A 26346-nucleotide genomic window follows, 5' to 3' on the forward strand; every position below is an offset into this window, starting at 1 on the left:
ATTTAACGAAAAGAAATTACTTAAAAGGTTTAATTGAATTATGAAAGCATGTTTTATGGGACTTGGCTACATTGGCCTCCCCACAGCAATTATAGCTGCCGAACACGGCATAGAAGTTATTGGTGTAGACATTAACCCGCAGGTTGTCGATATGACCAATCAAGGTTTAATCCATATTGTGGAACCTGGTTTACAGGAATTATGCCGAAAAGTAGTAACGTCCGGCCATCTGAAGGCTTCGGTAAAGCCGGAAACAAGTGATGTATACCTGGTCGTTGTCCCTACCCCGTTCAAAGGAAATCACGAACCGGATATTTCTTATGTGGAAACGGCAACCCGTTCGGTTATCCCCTTGCTGAAGGAAAATGACCTGTTCATCATCGAGTCTACTTCGCCGGTAGGGACAACGGACAAGATGACTGATTTAATTTTCTCCCTCCGTCCGGAGCTGAAAGGGAAAATCTACATTGCTTATTGTCCGGAACGTGTATTACCGGGAAATGTCATTTATGAACTGGTCCATAACGATCGTGTCATCGGTGGGATCAACCCTGAGTCGACAGAGAAAGCGATCGGGTTTTACAGCCGATTCGTCAAAGGAACCCTGCACAAGACAAATGCTAAAACGGCGGAGATGTGCAAACTGACCGAGAACTCCTCCCGTGACGTACAGATCGCTTTCGCCAACGAACTGTCGCTCATTTGCGACAAGGCCGGCATCAATGTTTGGGAACTGATTGAACTGGCCAACAAGCACCCGAGGGTTCATATCCTGCAACCGGGTTCCGGCGTAGGAGGCCATTGTATTGCCGTCGATCCTTATTTCATTACGGCTGAGTTTCCCTATGAATCACAATTGATAGCGAAAGCCCGTGAGATCAATAACTACAAGGCTTTCTGGTGTGCCGAAAAAGTAGAGAATGCCATGCTTAAGTTCGAACTGGAACATAACCGGAAACCAGTCGTTGCCATGATGGGACTGGCTTTCAAACCCGATATCGACGATCTGCGGGAATCACCAGCCAAGTATATCACGACCAAAGTCATGCAGAGCCGTAACAATGCAGATATTCTCGTGGTGGAACCGAATGTTCATGAGCACAAAATATTCAAACTCACCAACTACAAAGAGGCATACGAAAAAGCCGACATAATCGTCTTCCTGGTAGCTCATAAGGAGTTCAAGGAGTTACCCTGGAAAGAGAATAAGGTGATATTGGATTTTTGCGGGATATATAAAAAATGATGGTTAAATCAAGAACACAAAGGAGCATACAAAACGTTCGGATAGCATTGATTTATTATTTTATCAATCTAATAATCAGCTTTATATCCCGTAAGATCTTCATTGAATATCTGGGAACAGAAATTTTAGGGCTGAACACGACTGTCGTCAATCTCCTTCAATTCTTAAATCTTGCGGAACTTGGTATCGGGGCAGCAATATCCTATACCCTCTATCAACCACTAGCAGATAATAATAGAGACAAGATCTGTGAGATAGTTTCAGTACAAGGATACATGTACCGCAAAATTGCAGGATTTGTAATTTTGGGTTCATTTATCCTTATGTGTTTCTTTCCGTTCATTTTTGCCAAGACCCAGCTACCTTTATGGTATGCTTACGGCACATTTTTCGTATTATTAACCAGTTCACTGGCCAGTTACTATTTTAACTATCGTCAGATAGTATTGACTGCCGATCAGAAAGACTACAAAATTACGATCCATGTAAAAAGTATTACCATCATCAAATCCGTTCTACAAATCCTGGCAATAGTTTATTTGTCTGACGGATATGTATGGTGGTTACTTTTGGAATTCATAGCAGTAATTTTTACAACAATCTCCGTAAATCTTCTGCTAAGACGGGAATACCCCTGGTTATCTGCCCGGGTAAAAACAGGTAAAGAGTTAAAAGGAAAATATTCAGAAATCATAAAAAAGACAAAACAACTCTTTTTCCATAAAGTGGGAGGATATGTACTTACCCAAACAAGTCCTTTAATTATATATGCTTACACTTCCCTGACACTGGTAGCCGTTTATGGGAACTATATGTTGATCATCATGGGGATTATGGCATTACTTGCCGCCATATTCAACAGCATAGGAGCCGGAGTAGGGAATCTGGTCGCATCAAGTGATAAAGATCATATTCTGAATGTATTCGAAGAATTATTCTGTTCTCGTTTTTTATTTGTTGGAACAGCATGTTACTGTGTTTATCAATTGGCACCCGCTTTTATTACTTTATGGGTCGGGCCGGAATATCAACTAGATAATTTATCGCTGATACTAATGGTTGCAATCATGTATATAAACCTGATCCGTACAGTTGTCGATTCATTTATCAATGCTTATGGCCTATTCCAAGATATCTGGGCACCAATTGCTGAAGCAATATTAAATATAGGACTATCCGTCCTGTTTGGATATTGGTGGGGAATACCAGGCATACTTTGCGGTGTCTTGATCAGTTTACTTCTGATCGTTTTTACCTGGAAACCTATATTCCTGTTCCGAAAGGGATTCAAGACTTCCATTAGCAATTATATTTACTTATATATCAAATCAATTATATCGTTACTATTTACAACGGTTATAGTACTCTATATTTCCAACTATATCAACCTTAACCCCGCTTCTTCTTATATTAACTTTATATTGTATGCATCATTGACCGGAAGCTTGTATCTCATTCTTTTACTGATACCGCTATATCTTTTTAATAAAGGAACCAGAGATTTTGTAAAAAGAATCACACACATAAAACTGTATCCCTTCGATCGATTTTAACCATGTACCTATATCTGATTTTCATACTATTGCTTGCCGGTAGTTTTCTCGAAATCTTCGACAGCAAAAGACAAGGGACCGCTCAAATTATTTATTATCTTACACTCTCTATCCTATTCCTGTTATCTTTTCTCAGATGGGAAAGAGGCACCGATTGGAGTGGATATTATGACTATTTCAGTAATATATATGACCTTGATTTTTCCAACAATTTCGAAAACGGATTCATATTTCTGAATTATTGTATCCATTACCTGTTCAACAGCTACACTGTTCTATTATTTATTTTAGCTGCTATACAATATTTTTTTATATCGAAAGCTATCCGGTATTTATCCATATATCCTGTATTAAGTCTGCTTTGCTATTTTTCTGTCACAAAAGGAGGGATATTCTTTGTACGACAATATATAGCCCTGGCAATTCTGATGTATTCCATCAGGTATGTAATAGAAAAAAAAATATATATGTTCCTTTTTGCTGTTATTATAGCTTGCATGATCCATCGTACAGCGTTACTATTTCTACCGGTGTATTTCATCTTCGATAAAGACATTAAAATAAAATATTATATAATTATATTGCTGGTACTAATACCGATGGCTTTTTATATATCAACAGTTTTTGATTCTATCAGCACAGGTTTGGTCAACTCGATCATTGAAAATAAGATCAATAACTATATTGATAAAAGCGCTTCCGGAGAAACTTATGGAGTAGAATTATCCAAATCAACTATACTAATCAGGGGAGTAATAAAACGGGGATTTATCATTTTGCTATATTTTCTGTTTATGAGAGAAGAACTATCAAATAATAATATCACACGGGGACTATTCAATATATATATTTTCGGAACCTGCTTATACATATTGCTTACTCCCCTATCAGAACAACTAAGCCGGGTTTGTCTGTATTTTGATATATTCGATATTTTCCTGTTCCCACTATTACTGGAGAAGCAAGAAAGATGGAATAAATTATTATTCTTCAGCCTGATAATAACATTTTCATTCATCAGATTACATAGTTCTATCGAACTTCGAAAAGAATTATTTATTCCTTATAAGTCTATATTCAACAAAGAACAAATCGTAGAAATCGGTTAAAATAACATCTAATGAAAGTATTATATATTTCAAGAGTCAATCCTTTTATCAATGGAGGAGGTCCTTTCGCTTCAAGAGCCTACATTGATGCCTTTATGGAACTATCGGAACATTTCACATTAATGATCGCCGATAACTGTATCGTACCTGATAATTATAAACAATCGGCCGATATTGTATATGTCCCCAAACGTCCTTTCAAGGAAAAGTTATTGTTCCCATTTACTGGCAGGCTACATCGTTTTATTCCTTTTATCTATGATTATTGGCAAAACATAAATGAAGATAGGTTCGATACAGTTGTCTTAAATGGAGGTGTACTGGCAGGAGACATGGTAGATTTTTTCAAAAGTAAAAAGTTAAAAGTGATAACTATTCACCATAATGTAGAACGCCGGTACCACAAAGATAACAAGACTATTGAATCTTTTGGCGGATTGTATGCCGGCTATATAAACAAAAATGAAAAAAAGGCTTTATTAAACAGCGATTTGAACCTATCTATCAGTAATAATGACATTCAGGAGTTCAAAGATATATATGATTTGCCTGAAAATATCCGGGTGAAATACCTCGGATGCTTCGAGAATAAAGAAAGAAGGACAGAAAATATCCTTTTGCAACCGGACAATTGCACATTAGCCATAACCGGGAGTTTGCACGACTATCAGACAGAAGACGGTATAACCCACTTTCTGAAAGAACTTTATACACCGATTATCAGTAAATATCCGGATATCAATATTATAATAGCCGGCAGAAACCCCGGAAAAAAACTAATAGAAAAATGTAAACGCTCTAATATAGAACTGATAGCTAATCCGGAAAATATGGATGCAGTTATAAAAAAATCATCCGTCTATATAGCTCCGGCACGGTTGGGTAGCGGACTTAAACTACGAGTCATGGATGGATTAAGAAACGGCAAAGCCATACTGACTCATCCTACTTCAGCAAAGGGTTACGATCTTTTTCATAACAAAGACTATTTTAAACAATATCATTCCGTAGAAGACTTTATGGAAAAATTGGATTATTTATTAAACAATCAGTTTAATCCTCTCTGTATCAAAACAGACTATGAGAAATATTTTTCATTCCCAAGTGGATTGGAAAGGCTTAAAGTAATATTAAATGAAGAATTGAATAATGAAAGTACTATATATAAATCCTAATATAAATCATCACAAATTACCCTTTTATGATGCATTGAGAAATATCTATGGTCAGGATAATGTTATTTATGCGACTCCTTTGATTCATGAAGAAAATCGAATAAAAATGGGATTTGACAGTTACCAGCAAGAAAATTGGCTTTATCACATACAGCCTTCTAATTTTACTGAATTTTCAAACCTTTTTTACGAAGCGGATATAGTCCTATGCAGTATAAGAGATTATTATCGGTTAATGGAGAAACGTTTACAAAGCGGTAAACTGACATTCTATTTTTCAGAACGATGGTTTAAGGAAGGGATTGGGAAATTTCGTTTACTGCATCCTAAAATTCTCAATCTTGTATACCAATTTAGAAAATTATCTACTTATCCGAATTTCTTCTATTTGGCACAAGGAGAGTATGCCGCATATGATTTTAATTATCTGGGTATTTGTAAGAATCGCATTTTCAGTTTCGGATATTTTACATCTATCAATCAAACAGTTAGAGGTAACCATTTACTTCCAAAAGAGAAAATTAACCTATTATGGTGCGGAAGGATGCTAAAATTGAAAAGGGTCGATTTATTAATCAAAGCATTCTGTGATCTGCAAAAGAAAAATAACAACATTCATTTAACCCTCGTTGGCAATGGTCCTGCTTCTAAATGTTTAATAAAATATTTACATAAACATGCCCTCCCTTCAAATTATACGCTATATGATTTCCTTCCGGTTACCGAAGTTCGATATTTGATGCAGCAGGCTGATATATATGTACTACCGAGTAACGGACATGAAGGATGGGGGGCCGTCATCAATGAAGCAATGGCAGAATCATGTGCAATAGTAGGAAGCAACAAGATTGGCGCCGTCAAAAGCATGTTGTCTCATGGCATAAATGCGATGATTTTTCCGTCAGGGAATCTACAGGCACTAAAAGAATGTATATCATCCCTAACAGGTGATCCTATACTATTGGCTAAGTTAAAAAAAGAGTCCAACGCATTAGTTAACAATCTTTGGTCTGCTTCTACCGCTGCTTTCAGATTCTCTATGGTCGTTGATGCCATATTGAATAAGGAGGATTATAATATATATCGAGAAGGTGTAATGAAATTATTAAAGTATGATAGTAATAAGATTATATAGGATCGGAAATTTACTGCATAGAAAATCATGGTTCAGATTAGCTAAGCTGGTATCTTACTTAAATCGGTTTTTGTTTGCTGTATGGCTACCTTCTTCCGCAAAGATTGGCCGTAATTTCAAGCTTGGATATGGCGGGCTAGGCGTTGTTATTCATAAAGACGCTATAATCGGAGATAATGTTTTAATTGCCCAGAATGTAACAATAGGGAGAAATTTTGGTGATAAAAAAGTACCTGTCATAGGTAATGATGTTTATGTAGGTACAGGCTCTGTTATTTTTGGAGAGATAACCATTGGAAATAATGTCATTATTGGTTCCAATACATTAGTCAATAAAAGCATACCTGATAATACGACAGTTGTAGGTAACCCGATGAAGATTATTCAAAGTAACCGTATCAAAAAATATTATGAATTAGACACCAAAACAGATTCATGTAAAAAAACAGTTTTGAAGAATCATTAAATGAGACATCTTATATTATACTATAATACAATACGTTTTCTAAAGTTCAAACAACTATTCTTTCAGCTTTGGTACAGAGGTAAACGATTGGTATGGAAAACATTCCGATTTCGATATTCTTTTGATCATACTAAAGAAGGATTTCCTTTACATATTATAGATTTCATACATAAATATATTAGTGCAGAAGGGATAAATTCTTTTCACTTTTTAAACAAAACCTCTGAATTTACAATTTGGGATGACGAACGACATGGAAAATTATGGTCATACAATTTGAATTATATGGATTTTCTTCTTCAAGACAATTTATCTTTACAGAAGAAATTTTATTGGATCAATAAATTTATAATTGATTTAAAATCTAACAAGAATGGATTAGAACCGTATCCTATAGCCCTGCGTGGTGTAAACTGGATAAAGTTTTTTTCCAAATATTATCTATTAATTCCTCCCGAAAACACAAAAAATTGGAATACATCGTTATATAACCAATATAGAATTTTATCTGATAACCTTGAATATCACTTATTAGGCAACCATTTATTAGAAGATGCATTTTCTTTGTTGTGGGCCGCACTTTATTTTAAAGACAACTTTTTTTATGAACAGGCCACACAATTATTATATAGTGAATTGGAAGAACAAATACTTCCTGATGGTGCACATTATGAACTAGCTCCGATGTACCATGAAATATTGCTGGACCGTTTACTTGATTGCATCAATGCCGCTAAATATAATATGCGGTTCGATCAACAGAAATACATTGTAAAATATATGGAATCAAAAGCTATAAAAATGCTCGGATGGCTAGAAGCTATCATCTATACTGATGGTTCCATGCCTTTATTCAATGACAGCACCTATGGTGTAGCTCCAATAGCCAGGGATTTGTTTCTGTATGCTAAACGACTGGGATTAACCTGGTCAAAAGAAAATTTGAAGGAATCCGGTTATCGAAAATTTGAATCTTCCGGATTTGAAATGGTACTGGATGTCGGTAATATCGGTCCGGACTACATTCCCGGACATGCTCATGCCGACACTTTCAACTATGAATTACGGATTGATGGGAAACCTTTCATCATCGACTCTGGTATCTCGACCTACGAGAAAAATGTACGGCGACAATATGAACGTGAGACACAGGCGCATAATACGGTTCGGGTTGCAGGTCAAAGCTCCAGCAATGTCTGGGGAGGTTTCCGGGTTGCCCAACGGGCTAAAATCACTTACCTGAAAGAAGAGCGTAACAGTATCACTGCCCGCCATAACGGATTCAGGCAACTGGGTGTCGAACACCAACGACGATTTAATATGAAAAACCGGGAGATTACGATTGAAGACCAGCTTATACCCGCCAAAGGAGCAAAAGGGATCAACTATATACATCTACATCCCGATGTCACGATTCTATCGGTCAATACGGATTCAGTAAAGACAGACCGTGGAACCATCTCCTTCTCCGGGGCGGACAAAGTATGGATTGAATCCTGCGAGATCGCCTTTGAATATAATAAACTGATTCCGACAAAAAAAATATGCCTGGCTTTTACCAACCAAATGCAATATACAATCAGGCATAACATCCAATAAACATTTATCACTAATGAAAATCTTATTTTTAACTGATAATTTTCCGCCGGAAGTGAATGCGCCGGCTACCCGGACTTACGAACATTGTAAAGAATGGGTAAAACAAGGGGAAGAAGTCACCGTCATCACCTGTACTCCTAATTTTCCTCAGGGAAAAGTATATACAGGATACCGTAACCGCCTCTATCAAAAAGAAATAATGGATGGTATCAGTGTAATACGGATATGGAGTTACATCACGGCAAACGAAGGTTTTCTGAAACGGACACTCGACTATATCAGTTTCTCCGTTACTTCTTTCTTTGCCGGGTTATTTCAACAGGCTGATATAATCATTGCCACCTCTCCCCAATTTTTCACAGCCTTGTCGGGACGTACCCTTTCTTTCTGGAAAAGAAAACCCTGGATCATGGAAGTCCGCGATCTATGGCCCGAATCCATCAAAACAGTCGGTGCCATGAAAGAAAATCCTATAATCCGCTTTCTGGAATGGGAGGAAAAAAGATGTTACCGCTCTGCCCAAAAAATCGTCGTTGTAACGGACTCATTCAAAAAGAGGTTAAGCGAAAAAGGAATACCTCTCCAAAAGATAGAAGTTATAAAAAACGGGGTAAACAGGGAATTGTTCACTCCCATGTCTAAAGATCAAGTATTACTTGAACAGCTGAATTTAAAAGATAAAAAAATCATCGGTTATATCGGCACTCACGGAATGGCTCACAAACTGGATTTTATCCTTGAATGTGCGGCTGGGATGGAGGGGAAAAACAACTATCACTTCCTGTTCCTGGGAGCCGGAGCCGAGAAGAATAAACTGCTGAAACTAAAGGATGACTTAGGAATCAAAAATGTTACGATGCTCGATCCGGTATCCAAGCAGGATGTAAAAAGATACATTTCCATCCTTGATGTTGCATTGATCAATTTGCGTAAATCAAATTTATTCACGACTGTCATTCCTTCAAAAATCTTTGAAAATGCAGGCATGGAAATACCGATCCTGATGGGAGTGGACGGAGAGGCACGTCAGATAGTCGAGTCGTACAAAGCCGGATTATGCTTCGAACCCGAATCAAAAGAAGACTTCGAGCGTCAACTCGACAGACTCCTCTCCGATCCTATCCTATATAAACAATGTAAAGCCGGATGCAGAAAACTTGCACACGATTTTGACAGAAAAGTACTCGCCGGACAAATGCTGAATATAATAAAAGAAACAAAATGAAAAAGATTATGCTAGTCTTCGGCACACGTCCCGAAGCAATAAAAATGGCTCCGTTAATCAAAGAATTTCAGAAACATCCTCATCTGTTCCAAACAGTCGTTTGTGTTACCGGACAACACCGGGAGATGTTGGACCAGGTCCTTCGCATCTTTGACATACATCCTGATTATGACTTGAATATTATGAAGCAGGGACAGGACCTGTATGACGTTACAGCCCGCGTACTTACCGGAATGAGAGATGTGCTGAAAGAATTCCGTCCCGATCTGGTGCTGGTACACGGCGACACAACCACGTCGACAGCGGCAGCACTGGCTGCCTTTTACCAGCAGATACCGGTCGGACATATAGAAGCCGGATTACGGACACACAATATATACAGTCCCTGGCCGGAAGAAATGAACCGGCAACTGACGGGTAGAATAGCATCTTATCACTTCGCTCCGACAGCCTTAAGCAAAAAAAATCTATTGGAGGAAGGAATAGATGAGAAGCAGATTACAGTAACAGGTAACACTGTCATAGATGCCTTGTATCACGTAGTCTCAGAAATAAAAAACAAGGATGAACTGAAGCAACTACTTGCCAGTGAACTGGAAAAGTCCGGTTATAAAACCTCCCGCCTGTCAGAACAAAGTAACCGGAAATTGGTTTTAATAACAGGTCATCGCCGGGAAAACTTCGGTAACGGTTTTATTTCTATGTGTAAAGCGCTCAAAACATTAGCAATCAAATACCCGGAGATAGACTTTGTCTATCCGATGCACCTTAATCCGAACGTCAGGAAACCGATAAAGAGTGTGTTTGGAGATATCCGTCTGCCAAATCTATTCTTCATCGAACCATTGGAATATCTGCCATTCGTCTACCTGATGGAACAGTCTGCTATTGTATTGACAGATAGCGGCGGTATTCAGGAAGAAGCACCCGGACTGGGAAAACCGGTCCTGGTAATGCGCGATACCACTGAACGTCCGGAAGCGTTAGACGCCGGAACTGTAAAATTGGTAGGAACAGATTTTATCAGGATACTCGATGAAACATCCCGATTAATTGAGGATAAAAAATATTACGACCAAATGAGTAAAGCCGTGAATCCTTATGGAGACGGTTTGGCTTGCCAACGAATTGTTACTAAAATAAAAGAGATTCTATGAAGACTTTAAACAAATGCATTCTTTGTTTCTTTTGCTCATTGTACTCTATCCTGGCAATAGCCCAGGTTCCGCAGGAGTTACTTGATAAGGCCAAGGCTGCCGGCATGACAGAAGAACAGATACAGCAGGAAATTACCAAACGTATAAACAGCAGCGGGACGAAACAATCAGTAATCCCGGCCAGCGAACAACCGGTAACCGACCGGATCATGATAACAAATGAGATCCCTCCTATCGACATACAACGGAAAGATAACACCTCTGAAGACAGTCTAAAAAACCAGGTCTTCGGACGTGAGATATTTTCCAATAAGAACCTGTCTTTTGAACCGAATATGAATATGCCTACTCCCAGAAATTATCCATTGTCAGCCGGTGATGAAGTACTTATTGATGTATGGGGGGATTCGGAGTTAAACCTGAAGCTGACTTTATCACCCGAAGGAACAATCATCATCCCCAATGTAGGGCCAGTCGCTTTAAGCGGGCTGACAATCGAAGAAGCTGAAAACCGGATCAAGCAAGAGTTGGGAAAAATCATGTGGAACCTGGTAGACGGAAAAGAGCCGAATACATTTGTCTCGGTCGGACTAGGGAAAATCCGGAGTATCAAAGTAAATATTGTAGGAGAAGCGGTTGCACCGGGTACCTACACCTTATCTTCGCTAGCCTCCTTGTTCAATGCTTTATACGCAGCAGGTGGGGTGAACGACATCGGTTCCCTCCGCAATATCCGGGTATATCGTGATAATAAGGAAATAGCCAATCTGGATGTATACGATTATCTGCTTAACGGAAAATATGATACCAATATCCGGCTGGAAGACAATGATATGATTATTATCGAACCTTATGAGCAACTGGTTAACACACACGGGAAAATAAAACGTAACCGTACATTCGAACTCCGTAAAGGAGAGACATTGGAAGAGCTGCTGAAAATGGCAGGGGGATTCACCGGAGACGCTTTTACAGAAGACGTGACAATCAAACGGAAATCTGGTTCCCGTTATCAGATTGCTACCGTAACCGCTGAAGAATTTCCTACATTTGTCCTTCAGGACGGCGACTCCCTGTTAGTAGACTCCGTAATCCCCTTTTATGACAACCGGATCACGATTACCGGTTCTGTATGGCGTCCCGGAGAATATGAATTAAGCCCGAAAGTTCATACCGTCAAACAATTGATCAAACAGGCGGCTGGGCTAAAAGGAGATGAATTTATAGGCAGGGCGCATCTTACCCGTCTGAATCCCGACTTCACCAGTACGGTTATTGCCATAGATATACAAGGTATAATGAACGGGGAAATCCCGGACATGGAATTACAGAAAGAAGACAAATTATATATACCTTCTTTATTTGAACTCCGGGAACCTTATACCGTCAAAGTCGGCGGAGCAGTCAATAACCCGGATACAGTTATTCCTTTCAGCAAAAATATGACGGTGGAAGATGCCATCATTCTTGCCGGAGGACTACAGGAATCCGCCTCGACAATCAATGTTGAAGTAGCCCGCCGGATCAAGGATCCTACGGCTGATAAAAGTACGAACCTGGTTTCCAAAGTATATACTGTTGCATTGAGCGATGAACTGCAACTGCCATCCAAATCATCCGGGGCCCATGCTGATACACTTTTTACTCTTGAACCGTTCGACGAAGTTTTTGTCCGTTTCTCTCCAGGATATGAAAAACAGGAAGTCGTAAAAGTAAATGGGGAAGTCACTTTTGCCGGTGACTATGCTTTACCTTATAAAAACACACGCCTGAGTGATATTATCGCTCAATCGGGAGGAGTAACTCCGGATGCTTATGTGAGAGGAGCTAGTTTAAAACGCCAGTTGACGGAAGATGAAATCCGCCAGGTGGAAACATTGTTGCAACTAAGTAATAACAACAAGCAGAGTAAGGATTCTATCGCCCTGTCGCTTACCAATATAAAGAACTATTCTGTCGGAATAGATTTACAACAGGCACTTGCCCACCCGAAAAGTACCTATGACCTGGTTCTCCGTGACGGGGATATCATTTATATACCTCAGTTACAGAGTACAGTGAAAATCAGCGGGGCCGTTACCTATCCGAACAGTATCACATATACCAAAGGAATGTCCGTCCGCGATTGCCTGTCACAGGCCGGAGGATATAACGATACTTCCCGCAAATATCCGATTGTAATTTATATGAACGGAAAAGTAGCGACCACCCGTAAAGTTGGTATTTTCTTTAAACGTTATCCAAAGATCGAGCCGGGTTGTGAAATAGTCGTTCCAAGTAAAAGCCAACGTGACAGAAGGGCGAACCTGGCTGAAATACTCAGCATCACAAGTTCCACGACTTCTATCGCTGCCATGTTGACTTCATTGATAAATTCTCTCAAATAAACTTTGTAGTAAAGGATGATAAACAAGAGTGAAAAAAAGACTGATAAGACAGAATTAGATATAGATATTATAGCCGTTATACAGTTCTTATGGTCAAAAAGAAAACTATTTCTGAAAAGTAGCGGAATAGCGGTGATTATAGGACTTGTCATTGCATTCAGTATCCCGAAAGAATACACCACAACCGTCAAACTGATGCCCGAAACAAACAATACGGCAAGTAAGATGGGGAATCTCGGAGGACTGGCAGCCATGGCTGGAATAGATATAAACAGCGGAAACAGCCAGGATGCTATTTCACCCGAAGTTTATCCGGATATTGTTCACAGTACTCCGTTTCTTCTGGAACTTTTCCCTCAGGAAGTAACGAATAAGAAGAAAACGTTGAAAATGTCTCTGTTCAATTATCTGAAAGGACATCAGAAAGAGGCATGGTGGAATCTGATCATACAAGCCCCGCTGAAAGGTATCTCCTATCTCGTCGAAATGCTGGGAGATGAAGATCACCAGCCTGACAAGATAGATCCTTTTTTTCTTACCAAAGAGCAAAAAGATATCATAAAGAAATTACAGGAACGGATATCGATCTTTGTAGATAAGAAAACGCAGGTAGTAACCGTTTCCGTCCGGATGCAGGATCCGGTTATCTCAGCACGAGTAACGGATAATGTAGTGGAAAAATTGAAAAAATATATCACCAACTACCGGACACAAAAAGCAAAAAAAGATCTGGAATTTACAGAGAAAGTACTAAAAGAGGCTCAGGATGCCTACTATAAAGCCCAACAAACGTATGCCGCATTTGAAGACGGTAATAAAAATATCGTTTCAGCCAGTTACCGGACAGAGTTAGAACGGTTGAAAAATGAGATGACACTGACATTCAATGTCTATAACACATTAGCGCAAAAACAGGAACAGGATAAATTGCGGGTACAGGAACAAACACCTGTCTATACCATTATAGAACCTGCTTCCGTCCCCCTGAAAGCTTCAACACCTAAAAAAGTACTGATCCTTATCGGTTGTATTTTTCTTGACCTGATAGCAATAAGCGGATATGTACTGATCAGAGACAGGCAAATATTCTGATCAGTACATATTCTTGTAGTCGGAGTTACGACCGGCTGATCTGCAACCCCTTATCGGAAAGGCTCATCTCAACGAAACGGGCATTCGGATTATGCGGCGAAGCAGTCAGCTGCCTGCGTATTTGTAAGGCCGCATCCGGATCTTTAGCGACGATATACAGATAACCGCCTCCACCTGCTCCGGGTAATTTATATCCCAAGGCATACTCTTTAATCTGGGTGATAAGTGCCTCTACTGCCGGAGGATTTGTTCCGGAATCGAGTGCTTTCTTTTGTTCCCAGGTCTTTGCGATAAGTTTGCCGTAGGTTTCAAAATTACCGCATTGGATGGCTTCAAACATATCCAGGGCATGTGTTTTCATTTCTGAGAGTAGGCGGAGATGAGTAGCACTGTTTAGGAACATCCCCTGCACGATCTCAGCCAGGATATTTTTTGCCGTACGGGTTATACCGGTATAATAAAGTAAATGACAGCCCTGATATTGCGAGTCTGTAAACAAATATTCCGGCAACCAGCGCACGGAAGGATTCTGGTTGAATCCCTCTCCTGTTTGTAAAAGTTTCAGACCGTGCAATACTCCGCCATACTGATCCTGCCAGCCTCCGCCGGTTGTCAGCAATTGTTCCAAGATCAATGTACGGTACCCTATCTTACTTTTATCCCAGGCCAGACCGCAAAAATCAGAGATTGCACCCAGAACCGTTGCTGCCAGGATAGAACTGGTACCAAGTCCGGAACCGGCAGGAATAGCCGCCAGTAAAGTTACCTCCAACCCGCAACCGAAACTCCTCAACTGATCTTCCAGCGAAGGATAATGCTCTGCTGAAAATTCCGGGACAAACCCGGCAAGTGCCAACGCAGCTTTCGGTATAGAGAAAGGAGAACCGATCTTTTTATAATCATGCAATTCATCCCAGGTTGAAACAACCTCCATAGCCCCCAGGTCTATGGAACGTAAAATAATTTTATATTCTTTCGATGGCTTGACATATACTTGCAACGGTGGCTGGCCATTCAGTTCGATAGCTACATTAACCACGTTTCCCCCGGCATACATACAGTAAGGAGGTGTGTCAGTCCATCCGCCAGCCAGGTCGATACGTACCGGACTACGTCCCCAAACAATCTGATCGCGATAGACATTCAGGAAAGGAGATTGCTTTTCACGGGAAACAGACCCGATCAGTCCTTCTCTCAACAATGAAAAAGCATCCTGTTGTTCCTCTTCATAAGGTTTCCCTTCCAGTTGCAATACACGAGCCCGGAACATCCGGTTATGTATCCGTTTCATTAAAGGAACTTCAGAGGAAAGCACCTCAGGTAAAGCCAGATTTCCACCGGCAAATTCACGTGCAGCATCAGCAAGGTCCAACTGATAGAAGACACTTTTCTCGTGATTAGCGGCCAGCATCGGCCAGTTGGCATAACGGAACTTTTCACGTTGGGCAAACAACCGATCCAGATTCGCATAATCAGATAATTCATTCGCCGACATTTTCCGGGAAGTTTCCCATATCTTACGGCCATTTTCCAGTCCGGGTTCGGAAACCATCCAGCGTATTACCAGTCCTAATTCGTCCACATTTTTACAAACGGGGAACAACGGGGCATTCTGTAAATCATCAAAAGGTTCGAATGTTACTCCCCTATCCTTTACCCATTGAATGACAGGACATCCCATGAAAAGCGTTTTCTCATTGTCAGATGCCCCTTTAAACGGATCATTAAAACCATAAGGACGTGCAGCCCAGTCTTGCTCACCGACCGGAACGACATCGATACAAACACCGGAGGGCAGATCCAATTCCCAGTTATTTGCCGGGACACCGGTTATTATATGGCGGTTATCCAGTTTCCAATTCTTTCCTATATAACTGTTTTCAATCCATAGCTCAGAGTTCTCGGCTGTCAGCGTCAAATCGATAGCTGCATTCTGCACGAACATGGCCGGGTGAGGTTTAACCTTCCGGTGCATAATTGCCCGCTGGTCACGTACCAGATTCTGAACGGCTAGTGTGGAAGAGATCAGTTCACGACTCGTGCCATAATGGTAAAACTCTCCTCCTTCCAATGGTAAAATAGCCACACTTAACTGATTCAGTTCAGTATCGGCAATACGGGGATGTTCTCCCAATGCCAGTCCAAATTCAGAATACAAATCGTAAGATTTCATAGTCTTCCCGTCGGCTGTATAAGAATGTTTCATCAGCAACTCCATTGCCCGGTCGCTAAGTAACCAAACCCCTATATCCATCAGGAAAAGATGTGTCTGTGCCAACTTCCCCAAATCATCCAAAGAAGGCTTCTGAAGCATAAAGTCCAGTTTATCGGGCGTCTGCCGGTCCGACACAAACACACCATGGTTGGTCGCCAAGGCAGGATCGACCCACAATCCGTAACAAACAACATCCACCTCCGGAATATCCTGTAACGGCTCACTGTTTCTTATATACACATCACCACTGGCAATCAGGGTATGGAGTGAATCCGGCGCTTTATGCATGATCTCCTCATATAAAGGAAGTTGCAGGGATAGCAGATTTTGTGATAACTTTTGCCCTCTCGCCCATCTGAAAACAGGTATCGGAGTCAAAATCTTTCCCGACGGGGCATATCCAGGTAACCGCCGGCTTTGACCTCCGGCATGCAACAAAATTCTTTTTTCTTTTGCCAGCCATTCCTTTACAGGTATTTGAGGTGCTTCATTTTGCCGGCATGCTTCGATCAACCAGGTTGTACCACCACCGGAACCAAGCCGTGCCCCTACCGGGTCGGAAGTACAAAACCATTCATCCACATTTACTTTCGCTATCTTGTGGAAACTATTCACCAAATTGGGCGGTAACGATAATAATTTCTTCATATTTATATATGTATCAGGAAACGATGAAATCATTCCTGCCTAGTTATTCTATCTTTATCACAAAAGTAGTTTTTCCTTCCATTATGATCACACGTAAGTTAAATTTTAATTTAATTTTACCATTCAATATGCCATTGGTTTAAATTATTATATTCATATTTGTAGTGAAAAGCAACTTACATATCCAGTTGACGATAAAAAACGTTGGTTTTTACTAATCACCCCCTATCATTTAGTTTTCTAACGTATCTTTAGTTATTCATTTAATATTCAATTGTATGATATACGGTTATGTAAGAGTCAGTACGGATAAGCAGAGTACTGAAAATCAGCGATTTGAAATTGAAAAGTTCGCAAAAGCCAAAAGCATGCGTATTGATCGCTGGGTAGAAGAAACAATCAGTGGAACAACAGATGTTGCAGAACGGCAACTAGGACGGTTAATCAAGCAAATCCGTAAAGGAGACATCTTGATTACAACTGAGTTATCCCGTTTAGGTCGTAACCTGATGCAGGTTATGAGCTTCCTCCATCAATGCATGGAGAGAGACATTTTCGTGATAACAGTAAAAGAACGCTATGAGTTGGGAAACAACATCAACAGCAAAATCCTGGCCTTTGCTTTCAGCCTGAGTGCCGAGATAGAACGTAACCTGATTTCTCAACGTACAAAAGAAGCGTTGGCACGAAAGAAAAAAGAAGGGACAAAACTAGGTCGTCCCAAGGGGGGAAAGTCGGAACAGTACAAACTGTCCGGTAAAGAAAATCTCATTCGTAAACTTCTGGAAGAAAAGAAAACCAGATTGTACATCAGTAAAAAGTTAGGAGTAAACAGACAAACTTTAAGAGATTTCATGAGGATGAACCCGGAGTTAGACTGATTATAGAAATATTAAGTTTTTTGTCGCCCGAAGAACATGTGTCCCAATTGTTAAACAATGCAATCCAGGTGAATAAAATCTAAGCTAAATTGTTTATTTATAGTTGTTTGTTCTAAATACATAAGAAAAATGTGTATTGAAACATCTAATATTAATACTGTTTGTGTTCTGAAGGAATATTTTATCCACCATTACACTCTCATTATGAAAACATTAGATACAATTATCGATCAACAAAAAATTAATTTTTAATGATTCACATATCAGAAGCAAATAACAGGCCGTCTTCGGACAAGACAGACATTTTTTTGAGAATAAAAAAAGAGATTGTAAAAATTACACCAAGAGAAAAAATTCAAGGAATAAAGTGATATGGATATAAGTATTTAAGTTAAAAGCTAAGAAGTTATTCTATTAGGCGCAGCAAGGAATAGAAAGAACAAGAACTCTGGGATTCTACTTTAGTAAATAATTACTTGTGTATTGAGAAAACTTCATTTTTTCATCTCACTTTTACACATTATTATACTATAATTTAACTAATTGTGAATAAATATACTATCTTTGGGATAAATTGCGCTAGTAGAAATATTCGTTGAACCTTATAAAAAGAAAAGAGTATGGAAAGAACACTTGTAATATTAAAACCATGCACCATCCAGCGAGGTCTGATTGGTGAAATAATTGCCCGTTTTGAAAAAAAGGGATTGATACTGGAAGGCATGAAAATGACCTGGTTGACGGATGAGATTTTAAGCGAACATTACGCTCACCTGAAAGAAAGGTCTTTTTTCCAAAGGGTTAAAGACGCAATGGCTGTATGCCCTGTGATTGTTTGTTGCTGGAAAGGAGTCGATGCGGTAAATGTAGTGCGTACGCTGGCCGGATCAACCAATGGAAGAAATGCCGCTCCGGGAACCATCCGCGGAGACTACAGCATGAGTGTACAGGAAAATATCGTACATGCCTCCGATTCACCGGAAACAGCCGCAATCGAATTGAAAAGATTTTTCAATGAGGATGAATTATTTAGTTATGAGACAAAAAACCTGCTCAGTCTTTATGCAAACGATGAATTCTGAGAGATAAAGTAAACAAAAAGCCGGAAAAGAGAAATCATAGACTCTTTTCCGGCTTTTTTATTTCTACGATATCATCCTATCCTCCCGAACCGGATGAACAACCTCATTACTAATCTAAAAATCTAATACCATGAAAAACACACTACATTATATAAACAAGCCCATTCCATGAAATGTTCCGAAAAAATAAAGAAATTACTTGCAGTTGTATTATTCCCGAATTGGACCTATATTTGTACTGTATTTTAAACACGAGTACAGACAAAAAATTAAAAGAAAACAATATGCACAGTTGGTTTGAATGTAAAGTCTCCTTTGAAAAAGTATTGGAGAACGGAATGCAAAAGAAAGTAACAGAACCTTATCTGGTCGACGCCCTCTCTTTCACAGAAGCGGAAGCCCGTATCATCGAAGAAATACGCCCGTTCATATCCGGCGAATTTACTGTTACTGACATCAAACGTGCCCGTCTTTCAGAATTGTTCTTCAACGAAAACGGCGACCGTTTCTACAAAATTAAAGTATATTTCATCACACTCGATGAAAAAAGCGGCGCTGAAAAGAAAACGGCTGCACAGATGCTTGCACAGGCTTGCACACTGAAAGAAGCCATCGCCGTACTGGAAGAAGGCATGAAAGGCACCATGGCCGATTACACAATCGCTTCAGTTACAGAAACCATGCTGATGGACGTATTCCCTTTCTCCGTCAATGATGACAAAACGCCCAAATCAGGAGAAGAACTGATTGCCGAACAGAAAAAACAGGCTGAGGACAAAGCACAGGAAGCATGAGTATCTCCCAGAACATAGTACAGTTAAAGGCATCGCTACCGGCAAACGTCACATTGGTAGCCGTGTCCAAGTTTCATCCGGCAGAAGCATTGATGGAGGCCTACAATGCTGGCCAGCGTGTCTTTGGCGAAAGCAGGGCACAGGAGCTGACGGCTAAACAAAAAGTACTACCGGGTGATATCGAATGGCATTTTATCGGTCCGCTGCAAAGCAATAAAGTAAAAGATATTGCGCCATTTATCCATACAATCCATAGCATCGACTCGCTGAAATTATTACAGGAAGTAAATAAACAAGCCGCAAAAAACAACCGTATAATCCGTGTATTGCTGGAGATACATGTTGCTCAGGAAGAGACCAAACACGGACTAAGTCCTGACGAGTGCCGTGAGCTTCTGCAAAACGAACAACTTGCCGAACTAGGCAATATTCAGATATGCGGATTGATGGGAATGGCAACCTATACCGATGACATTGCGCTCATCGAACAGGAATTTCACATCTTACATGAACTTTTCAGCGAATTAAAAGCTATATATTTCATAGGAAATGATAATTTTGCAGTACTATCTATGGGAATGAGCCACGATTATCCGGTTGCCATTCGCCAGGGTAGCACCATGATACGGGTTGGAACCAGTATTTTCGGCGAACGCGAGTACTAACACATTAAATTGAATCTGACATGATTGACATTAAAACCCAATATGCGGGACTAACACTTCGTAATCCGTTAATTGTAGGAAGTTCAGGTCTGACAAACAACCCTGAGCGAAACAAGGAATTCGAAAAGGCAGGTGCCGGAGCGATTGTTCTCAAATCTCTTTTTGAAGAACAAATTGAAATGCAGAGCGATTCGCTTATGCAGGATTCAGACTATCCGGAAGCTGCCGATTATATCCGCGGTTATGTAAAAGCAAACCAGGTAAACAACTATCTGGAACTGATAAAAAAGACAAAAGAACAGTGTACTATTCCTATCATTGCCAGCATCAACTGTTACAAGTCTGATGTGTGGATCGATTTTGCCCGCCAGATAGAGCTGGCAGGAGCCGACGCACTGGAACTGAATGTCTATTTTCTTGAAACTAGTCTGGAATACAATCCCGACGAGATTCGTGACCTTTACGTCAACATCATCCGGAAAGTAAAGGAAACGGTTTCAATACCCGTTATCATGAAAATCGGGAAGAACGTCGGAAACATTCCGGCACTGGTTAATACATTAAAGGTTAACGGGGCAGATGGCGTAGTGATGTTCAACCGCTTTTACCAGCCGGACATCGACATCAACAATATGCAGATAGTATCGGGCAACGTATTCAGCAACCATTCCGACCTGAGCGACACAATCCGCTGGACGGCAATCATTTCAGGTAAGGTTCCCGGAATAAGCATCGCTTCGTCAACCGGTATCCACGATTGGGAAGACGTTATCAAATGCCTGTTGGCAGGAGCTTCTGCCGTACAGATGTGCAGCGCATTATATACTCATGGCGGCGAAATCATATCACAGGTACTTACTTGTATTGAAGAATGGATGCACCAGACACATTATCAGAATCTGGCACAATTCCAGGGTAAACTGAATTATGCCAATATCCCCGATCCGGCCATGTATGAACGTTCACAGTTCATGAAATACTTCTCAAACAGAGACTAAGAAACAAATCTGATAAAACAGAAAAGAGACAGGGTTCCAGCCTTGTCTCTTTTTTATTTATTCCTTAATCATTGTCAGAAGCATTTTAAAACGTTGCACCGCTGTTAAAGCATGCGGTACATTGGCAGGAAGCACCAACGACTCCCCTGCTTTCATCCGGGAATGATTTCCATCGACAACGATTTCCATTTCACCTTCCAGTATTTGTACCAGAGCATCAAAAGGTGCGGTATGTTCACTCAGTCCTTCCCCTTTATCAAAAGAAAACAGAGTAATGTTACCTGCTGCACTTTTCACGATTTGTTTGCTGACAACCCCACCCGCTGAATAATCAACCAAATTGCTTAAATCGACTACAACTCCTTTTTGAAATAATTTTTCCATATCTTTTCTATTTACTGGTTTATAATAATCCATTCTGTTTTTCTTAAAACAACAGATGAAAAACATTTGTTCTCAACTACCCTTCAACAAGCCGGATAAAATATTTTCCACTAAACAATATCAATATTAAAAATATTATCTATCTTTGCATCATTAATAAAGAATACGACATGGAAGCAATCTGCGTAATCAAAGACATATACAAAACATTATATCAGTTTGAAAAGACTTTTTCAGACGTTCATGAAATTACAATCAACGAAGCAATGCTACTTTGCTGCCTGAAAGACAATCAGCCCAAATCAGCAGGCACCATCTGTGAATATATCGGATTATCGAACTCACGTGTATCCAAAGTAATCACTTCCGTTGAGAACAAAGGCTTTATCGACCGTACGATGAGTAAGGAAGATAAACGGCAGATGTTCTTTTCTCTTACCCCGAAAGGAAAAGAAAAAGTACAGAAAATGATGAATGCCGAATTACGTTTCGACGGCCTGTTCGGAAAACTGCAACAATGTATGGAAAAGGGATAATCCCTTTTTTTACTTATTTATTTTCCATTAGAAAATATGTATAATAACAATAATAAAGAAAGTAAGATGAAATATTTAGTAATCGGAGGAGTAGCCGGCGGAGCAACAGCCGCCGCACGTCTGAGAAGAATGGACGAAAATGCAGACATTATCCTGTTTGAACGGGGCAAATATGTATCATACGCCAATTGCGGGCTACCTTATTATATCGGTGGCGTCATTGCAGAGCGTGATAAACTGTTCGTACAAACCGCCGAAGGTTTTACCGCCCGTTTCAATATTGATATACGGACCGAGCAGGAAGTTACCGTTATCCATCCCAAAGAAAAAAACGTAGAAGTGAAGAATCTCCGCACCGGACAGTCTTATACCGAAAGCTATGACAAACTGGTGCTCTCTCCGGGAGCCGAACCTTTGCGTCCCGGCATCGAAGGTATCGACAGCAAAAAGATATTCACCCTACGCAACGTACCCGATACCGATACGATCAAAAAGTATATAGACCGGGAGCATCCCCGCCATGCAGTAGTTGTAGGCGGCGGATTCATCGGACTCGAAATGGCCGAAAACCTGCACGACCAGGGTCTTGACATCGCCGTTGTCGAGATGGCTAACCAGGTAATGGCTCCGCTCGATTATTCAATGGCCGCTATCGTACATCAGCAACTGATTGAAAAAAAGGTAGACCTGCGTCTGGAAGACGGCGTATTACGTTTTGAAGAGACGGACGGAGGTATCATCGTCCACCTGAAGAGCGGCAAACAGATTCCGACAGACCTGGTTATCCTCAGTATCGGTGTACGCCCTGAAACAAAGCTGGGCAAAGAAGCCGGACTGGCCATCGGAACCCTGGGAGGGATTGCCGTAAACGATTATATGCAGACCTCCGACCCGGACATTTATGCCCTGGGAGATGCTGTCGAAGTGCTCAATCCGGTAACAGGCAAACCGGCTTTAATCCCGCTGGCTGGTCCGGCGAACAAACAGGGACGTATCGTAGCCGATAATATCGTATTCGGCAATCGCGAAACTTATAAAGGTACGATAGGCACTTCTATTGCCAAAGTGTTTGATATTACGGTCGCTGCCGCCGGTGCCAATGCCAAGTTACTGAAACGGGAAGGCATCCCCTATCAGTCATCATACACCCACTCGGCTTCGCACGCCGGTTATTATCCGGGAGCCGTTCCGATGTCTATAAAAATAGTATTCTCACCGGACAACGGACAGTTATACGGTGCCCAGATTGTCGGATTCGACGGAGTAGACAAACGAATCGAAATGCTTGCCCAGGTAATACAACGCAAAGGAACAGTCTACGACCTGACCGAACTGGAACAGGCCTACGCACCTCCTTATTCGTCAGCCAAAGACCCCGTCAACATGGCTGGTTATGTTGCAGAAAATATCCTTACCAAAAAGGTCGAAACCATTAACTGGCGCGACATAACACAGCTGGGCAGCAATACCCTGTTGGTCGATGTACGCACTGCCGACGAATATAACCTGGGTTCCATACCGGGAGCTATCAATATCCCGGTCGACGAACTGCGCAACCGCCTGCCGGAACTGCCAACCGACAGACCAATCGTAGTGACTTGTGCCATCGGATTACGCGGATATCTGGCTTACCGCATTTTGGTTCAGCATGGTTATAAAAATGTAAAGAACCTGTCGGGAGGATTCAAAACATGGAGTGTAGCGACAGCCGGAATAGCTTCCAAACAAACAGAAGGCAATTCCCAAACAGCAATGACACCAAAAACGTCTACCGCCGCCGCATCTTCTTCTCCCTCACAACAGACTATCCGGATTGATGCCTGCGGTCTTCAATGCCCCGGTCCAGTCATGCAGCTGAAAAAACATTATGCTGAGATAAATACAGGTGACCGTCTTCTGATAACCGCCACCGACCAGGGATTCGGGAAAGATGTAGCCGCCTGGTGCAATATGACCGGAGCACAGCTGGTCGGAGTTGAGAATAAATCGGGAGTCATCCATGCCACAATCGAAAAAGGCGAACCTAAAAGTTCCTGTAAGATGGTGAACGGTACGGACAACAAGACGTTGATTGTATTCAGTGACGACCTGGATAAGGCCCTTGCCTCCTTCGTTATTGCCAACGGAGCCGCCTCGACCGGCAAGAAAGTAACCATGTTCTTCACTTTCTGGGGACTGAATGTCATCAAGAAACGGCAGAAACCGTCTGTTTCAAAAGATATATTCGGCAAAATGTTCGGTTGGATGCTTCCCGCCCACAGCGGTAAACTGAAACTATCGAAAATGAACATGGGTGGTGCCGGAAGTTGGATGATGCGCCTCATCATGAAGAAAAAGCATATCGACAGCCTGGAAAGCCTCATCGCTCAAGCCGCTGAGAATGGTGTCGAAATGATAGCCTGCACCATGAGTATGGATGTGATGGGTGTCAAAAAGGAGGAACTGATGGACAATGTCACACTTGGCGGAGTAGCCACTTATCTTGAACGGGCGGAAGATGCAAATGTAAACCTGTTCATCTAAACATTTCGGTTATTTTCCAAAGGGTATATATCCCATAAAAAAAGCATATATGTTTTGCGTTTAAAACATATATGCTTTGCTTACAAAAGTCCCTTATTTTGATTTCAAAAGTCCTATGCTTTTTTCTTGACAAATAAAGACCTCTATTTCAGGGGCAATGTCGTTACGTCGACATCCGGAGCTGTTCCATTCGGCTGACGTGTAAAAACAGATTTGAACTCTGTATTATCATTGAAGAAACCGCCGTTACGGAGGAAGAACATATTATCTTCCACCCCACCGGCATAATCCTGACGGACACCGGCACGGGCGGTGGCATCATAAGTGAACATGCCTTCGGTAAGTTCTTTCCACTCTCCTTTAGCCGTACGGGCCCATTGGTTTCCAAAATGGACACTACGTTCCAGATAACCTTGCCCGGGCATAAAGTTTTCAAGGAAAGAATGTGCTCCGGTGTACCATGCGTTTGTCTGCGGCCGCAGAAAACCGGCTATCAATCGCCACTCGCCTTCTTCAGGAGCAAAGAACCAGGCATAATAGGCCGTATTCCCTTTACCGTCCGGATGAACACGGGTAATGACACGATAAGTTTGTCCGGCTTTCCAGGGATATTTCAGATAACTCTGTCCCCCCGACCCTTCGTTACCGAACTCTCCGATATGTACATCTTTTCCCTGCGCCAGCAGCTTGATGCGGTGGTCTTCCGGTATCGCTTTCGGGTCGTCCGTTTCAAACGGGCTCCATACGGAAAACAAGACACGGCGTTCCGCATCGCTATTCGCCTGGATACCGCAATAACCTTCACCGAAACCATTCGTCATAAAATAACTGCCAATCTTATCTTCTCCCTCCGGAACCGTTATTTCATTGTAGAAATATTCGATCGATTCTTCCGGTAATGTATATTTCATATGTACGGAAGGTCCGCGCATTCCCCAGTAAGGTTCAAAGTTACGCACAAAATAAAGAGGTTCCTGCGCAGCCGGCCCGTCTATCAGCAGTTCGGAGATATTGGCAAACTGAGCGCCTTCTTTCTCTTCTCCCTGCAAATCCACACGGATATACCCCGGTTCCGTAACGGATACCTTCCCTACCGGAATAACCGTTTCCTCTGCTTCCGTCACTTTTACGGTAAAACTTTTACCACCGAAAGTTACCTTTACAGTCGACGGTCCGTCTGCCGCTTTCCCTTTCAGGAAAAGATTCAAATCACCGGGCTGGCTGGTTTTAAACCACGCCGACAAGACGGCATCCGTCCCCGTCCACGATTTGATACCATCGGTCGAAACCTTCGCACTCTCTTTTCCGGCAGTCACATAAGTGTTTCCGCCTAACGGAACCGATACCGCCTCAGCCGAAGGTTCCATCTGCTTACTCTGGCAGCTGCACATCAGGACAGCTATGCCGAACAGGATAATTTGTTTAATCTTATTCATTCTTATTTTAGATTTAAAGCAAAAACGGGACAGAAGTAAA

21 protein-coding genes are annotated in these 26346 nt (G+C 41.3%); 18 read left to right on the plus strand and 3 right to left on the minus strand.

Annotation, left to right across the window (positions count from 1 at the left end; all coding sequences use genetic code 11):
• Positions 1 to 40: 40 nt before the first annotated feature.
• Genes wecC through DWW91_RS19275 form a run of 11 tightly spaced genes read left to right on the plus strand, consistent with a single transcriptional unit; the run spans position 41 to position 14144 of the window.
• A complete protein-coding gene (wecC, locus tag DWW91_RS19225) occupies positions 41 to 1246 on the plus strand; it encodes a UDP-N-acetyl-D-mannosamine dehydrogenase (RefSeq protein WP_122328656.1) in 1206 nt (401 codons plus the stop codon).
• Complete coding sequence (locus tag DWW91_RS19230) at positions 1246 to 2799, plus strand: lipopolysaccharide biosynthesis protein (protein ID WP_122328657.1); 1554 nt, start codon at positions 1246 to 1248, stop codon at positions 2797 to 2799. Before wecC ends, DWW91_RS19230 begins: the two co-directional genes overlap by 1 nt.
• Positions 2800 to 2801: 2 nt before the next feature.
• On the plus strand, positions 2802 to 3908 hold the full coding sequence (locus DWW91_RS19235; protein WP_010800081.1) for an EpsG family protein: 1107 nt from the start codon (positions 2802 to 2804) through the stop codon (positions 3906 to 3908).
• Positions 3909 to 3919: 11 nt separating this feature from the next.
• The gene (locus tag DWW91_RS19240; protein ID WP_122328658.1) at positions 3920 to 5083 is read left to right on the plus strand and encodes a glycosyltransferase; all 1164 of its coding nucleotides are present in this window, start codon (positions 3920 to 3922) and stop codon (positions 5081 to 5083) included.
• Positions 5058 to 6218 (plus strand): glycosyltransferase family 4 protein, encoded by a 1161-nt coding sequence (locus DWW91_RS19245; RefSeq protein WP_122328659.1) that lies wholly within the window; start codon positions 5058 to 5060, stop codon positions 6216 to 6218. Before DWW91_RS19240 ends, DWW91_RS19245 begins: the two co-directional genes overlap by 26 nt.
• The gene (locus tag DWW91_RS19250) at positions 6196 to 6684 is read left to right on the plus strand and encodes a serine O-acetyltransferase (protein ID WP_122328660.1); all 489 of its coding nucleotides are present in this window, start codon (positions 6196 to 6198) and stop codon (positions 6682 to 6684) included. Before DWW91_RS19245 ends, DWW91_RS19250 begins: the two co-directional genes overlap by 23 nt.
• Positions 6685 to 8283, plus strand: a complete 1599-nt coding sequence (locus tag DWW91_RS19255; RefSeq protein WP_122328661.1) for an alginate lyase family protein — start codon at positions 6685 to 6687, stop codon at positions 8281 to 8283. It begins immediately after the preceding gene.
• Positions 8284 to 8296: 13 nt separating this feature from the next.
• Entirely contained in the window at positions 8297 to 9508 is a 1212-nt protein-coding gene (locus DWW91_RS19260) for a glycosyltransferase family 4 protein (protein ID WP_122328662.1), read from the plus strand.
• Positions 9505 to 10665, plus strand: a complete 1161-nt coding sequence (wecB, locus tag DWW91_RS19265) for a non-hydrolyzing UDP-N-acetylglucosamine 2-epimerase (protein WP_122328663.1) — start codon at positions 9505 to 9507, stop codon at positions 10663 to 10665. The genes DWW91_RS19260 and wecB overlap by 4 nt, the downstream gene beginning before the upstream one ends.
• Positions 10662 to 13052 carry an SLBB domain-containing protein gene (locus DWW91_RS19270; protein ID WP_122328664.1) on the plus strand — a complete coding sequence of 797 codons (2391 nt, stop codon included), beginning with the start codon at positions 10662 to 10664 and terminating at the stop codon, positions 13050 to 13052. The genes wecB and DWW91_RS19270 overlap by 4 nt, the downstream gene beginning before the upstream one ends.
• Before the next feature lie 15 nt (positions 13053 to 13067).
• Positions 13068 to 14144 carry a GNVR domain-containing protein gene (locus DWW91_RS19275; protein ID WP_122328665.1) on the plus strand — a complete coding sequence of 359 codons (1077 nt, stop codon included), beginning with the start codon at positions 13068 to 13070 and terminating at the stop codon, positions 14142 to 14144.
• Between the two features lie 25 nt (positions 14145 to 14169).
• On the opposite strand, the gene DWW91_RS19280 is transcribed toward DWW91_RS19275, so the two are convergent.
• Complete coding sequence (locus tag DWW91_RS19280; RefSeq protein WP_199722608.1) at positions 14170 to 17007, minus strand: bifunctional fucokinase/fucose-1-phosphate guanylyltransferase; 2838 nt, start codon at positions 17005 to 17007, stop codon at positions 14170 to 14172.
• A gap of 278 nt (positions 17008 to 17285) precedes the next feature.
• Between DWW91_RS19280 and DWW91_RS19285 the strand changes: the two genes are divergently transcribed.
• From DWW91_RS19285 to DWW91_RS19305, 5 genes are all read left to right on the plus strand, one after another.
• Positions 17286 to 17888, plus strand: coding sequence for a master DNA invertase Mpi family serine-type recombinase (locus DWW91_RS19285; RefSeq protein WP_007657826.1), 603 nt, complete (start codon positions 17286 to 17288; stop codon positions 17886 to 17888).
• A gap of 620 nt (positions 17889 to 18508) precedes the next feature.
• Entirely contained in the window at positions 18509 to 18970 is a 462-nt protein-coding gene (gene ndk / locus DWW91_RS19290; RefSeq protein ID WP_007657824.1) for a nucleoside-diphosphate kinase, read from the plus strand.
• Positions 18971 to 19254: 284 nt separating this feature from the next.
• The gene (locus tag DWW91_RS19295) at positions 19255 to 19764 is read left to right on the plus strand and encodes a DUF4494 domain-containing protein (protein ID WP_044215177.1); all 510 of its coding nucleotides are present in this window, start codon (positions 19255 to 19257) and stop codon (positions 19762 to 19764) included.
• On the plus strand, positions 19761 to 20429 hold the full coding sequence (locus DWW91_RS19300; protein ID WP_007657822.1) for a YggS family pyridoxal phosphate-dependent enzyme: 669 nt from the start codon (positions 19761 to 19763) through the stop codon (positions 20427 to 20429). The genes DWW91_RS19295 and DWW91_RS19300 overlap by 4 nt, the downstream gene beginning before the upstream one ends.
• 20 nt (positions 20430 to 20449) lie before the next feature.
• Entirely contained in the window at positions 20450 to 21427 is a 978-nt protein-coding gene (locus DWW91_RS19305; protein ID WP_007657821.1) for a dihydroorotate dehydrogenase-like protein, read from the plus strand.
• Between the two features lie 57 nt (positions 21428 to 21484).
• Here the strand turns inward: DWW91_RS19305 and DWW91_RS19310 are convergent, their stop codons facing one another.
• On the minus strand, positions 21485 to 21811 hold the full coding sequence (locus DWW91_RS19310; RefSeq protein ID WP_007657820.1) for a cupin domain-containing protein: 327 nt from the start codon (positions 21809 to 21811) through the stop codon (positions 21485 to 21487).
• A gap of 170 nt (positions 21812 to 21981) precedes the next feature.
• Between DWW91_RS19310 and DWW91_RS19315 the strand changes: the two genes are divergently transcribed.
• Both DWW91_RS19315 and DWW91_RS19320 read left to right on the plus strand, forming a co-directional pair.
• The gene (locus tag DWW91_RS19315; protein WP_122328667.1) at positions 21982 to 22347 is read left to right on the plus strand and encodes a MarR family winged helix-turn-helix transcriptional regulator; all 366 of its coding nucleotides are present in this window, start codon (positions 21982 to 21984) and stop codon (positions 22345 to 22347) included.
• A gap of 66 nt (positions 22348 to 22413) precedes the next feature.
• Positions 22414 to 24870, plus strand: a complete 2457-nt coding sequence (locus DWW91_RS19320) for a CoA-disulfide reductase (RefSeq protein WP_122328737.1) — start codon at positions 22414 to 22416, stop codon at positions 24868 to 24870.
• 143 nt (positions 24871 to 25013) lie between these two features.
• Here DWW91_RS19320 and DWW91_RS19325 read toward each other — a convergent pair whose 3' ends face one another.
• The gene (locus tag DWW91_RS19325) at positions 25014 to 26306 is read right to left on the minus strand and encodes a DUF3472 domain-containing protein (protein WP_122328668.1); all 1293 of its coding nucleotides are present in this window, start codon (positions 26304 to 26306) and stop codon (positions 25014 to 25016) included.
• Between the last annotated feature and the right edge of the window lie 40 nt (positions 26307 to 26346).

The organism is Parabacteroides sp. AF17-3, from assembly GCF_003635445.1.
In the GTDB taxonomy this organism is placed as follows: domain Bacteria; phylum Bacteroidota; class Bacteroidia; order Bacteroidales; family Tannerellaceae; genus Parabacteroides; species Parabacteroides goldsteinii.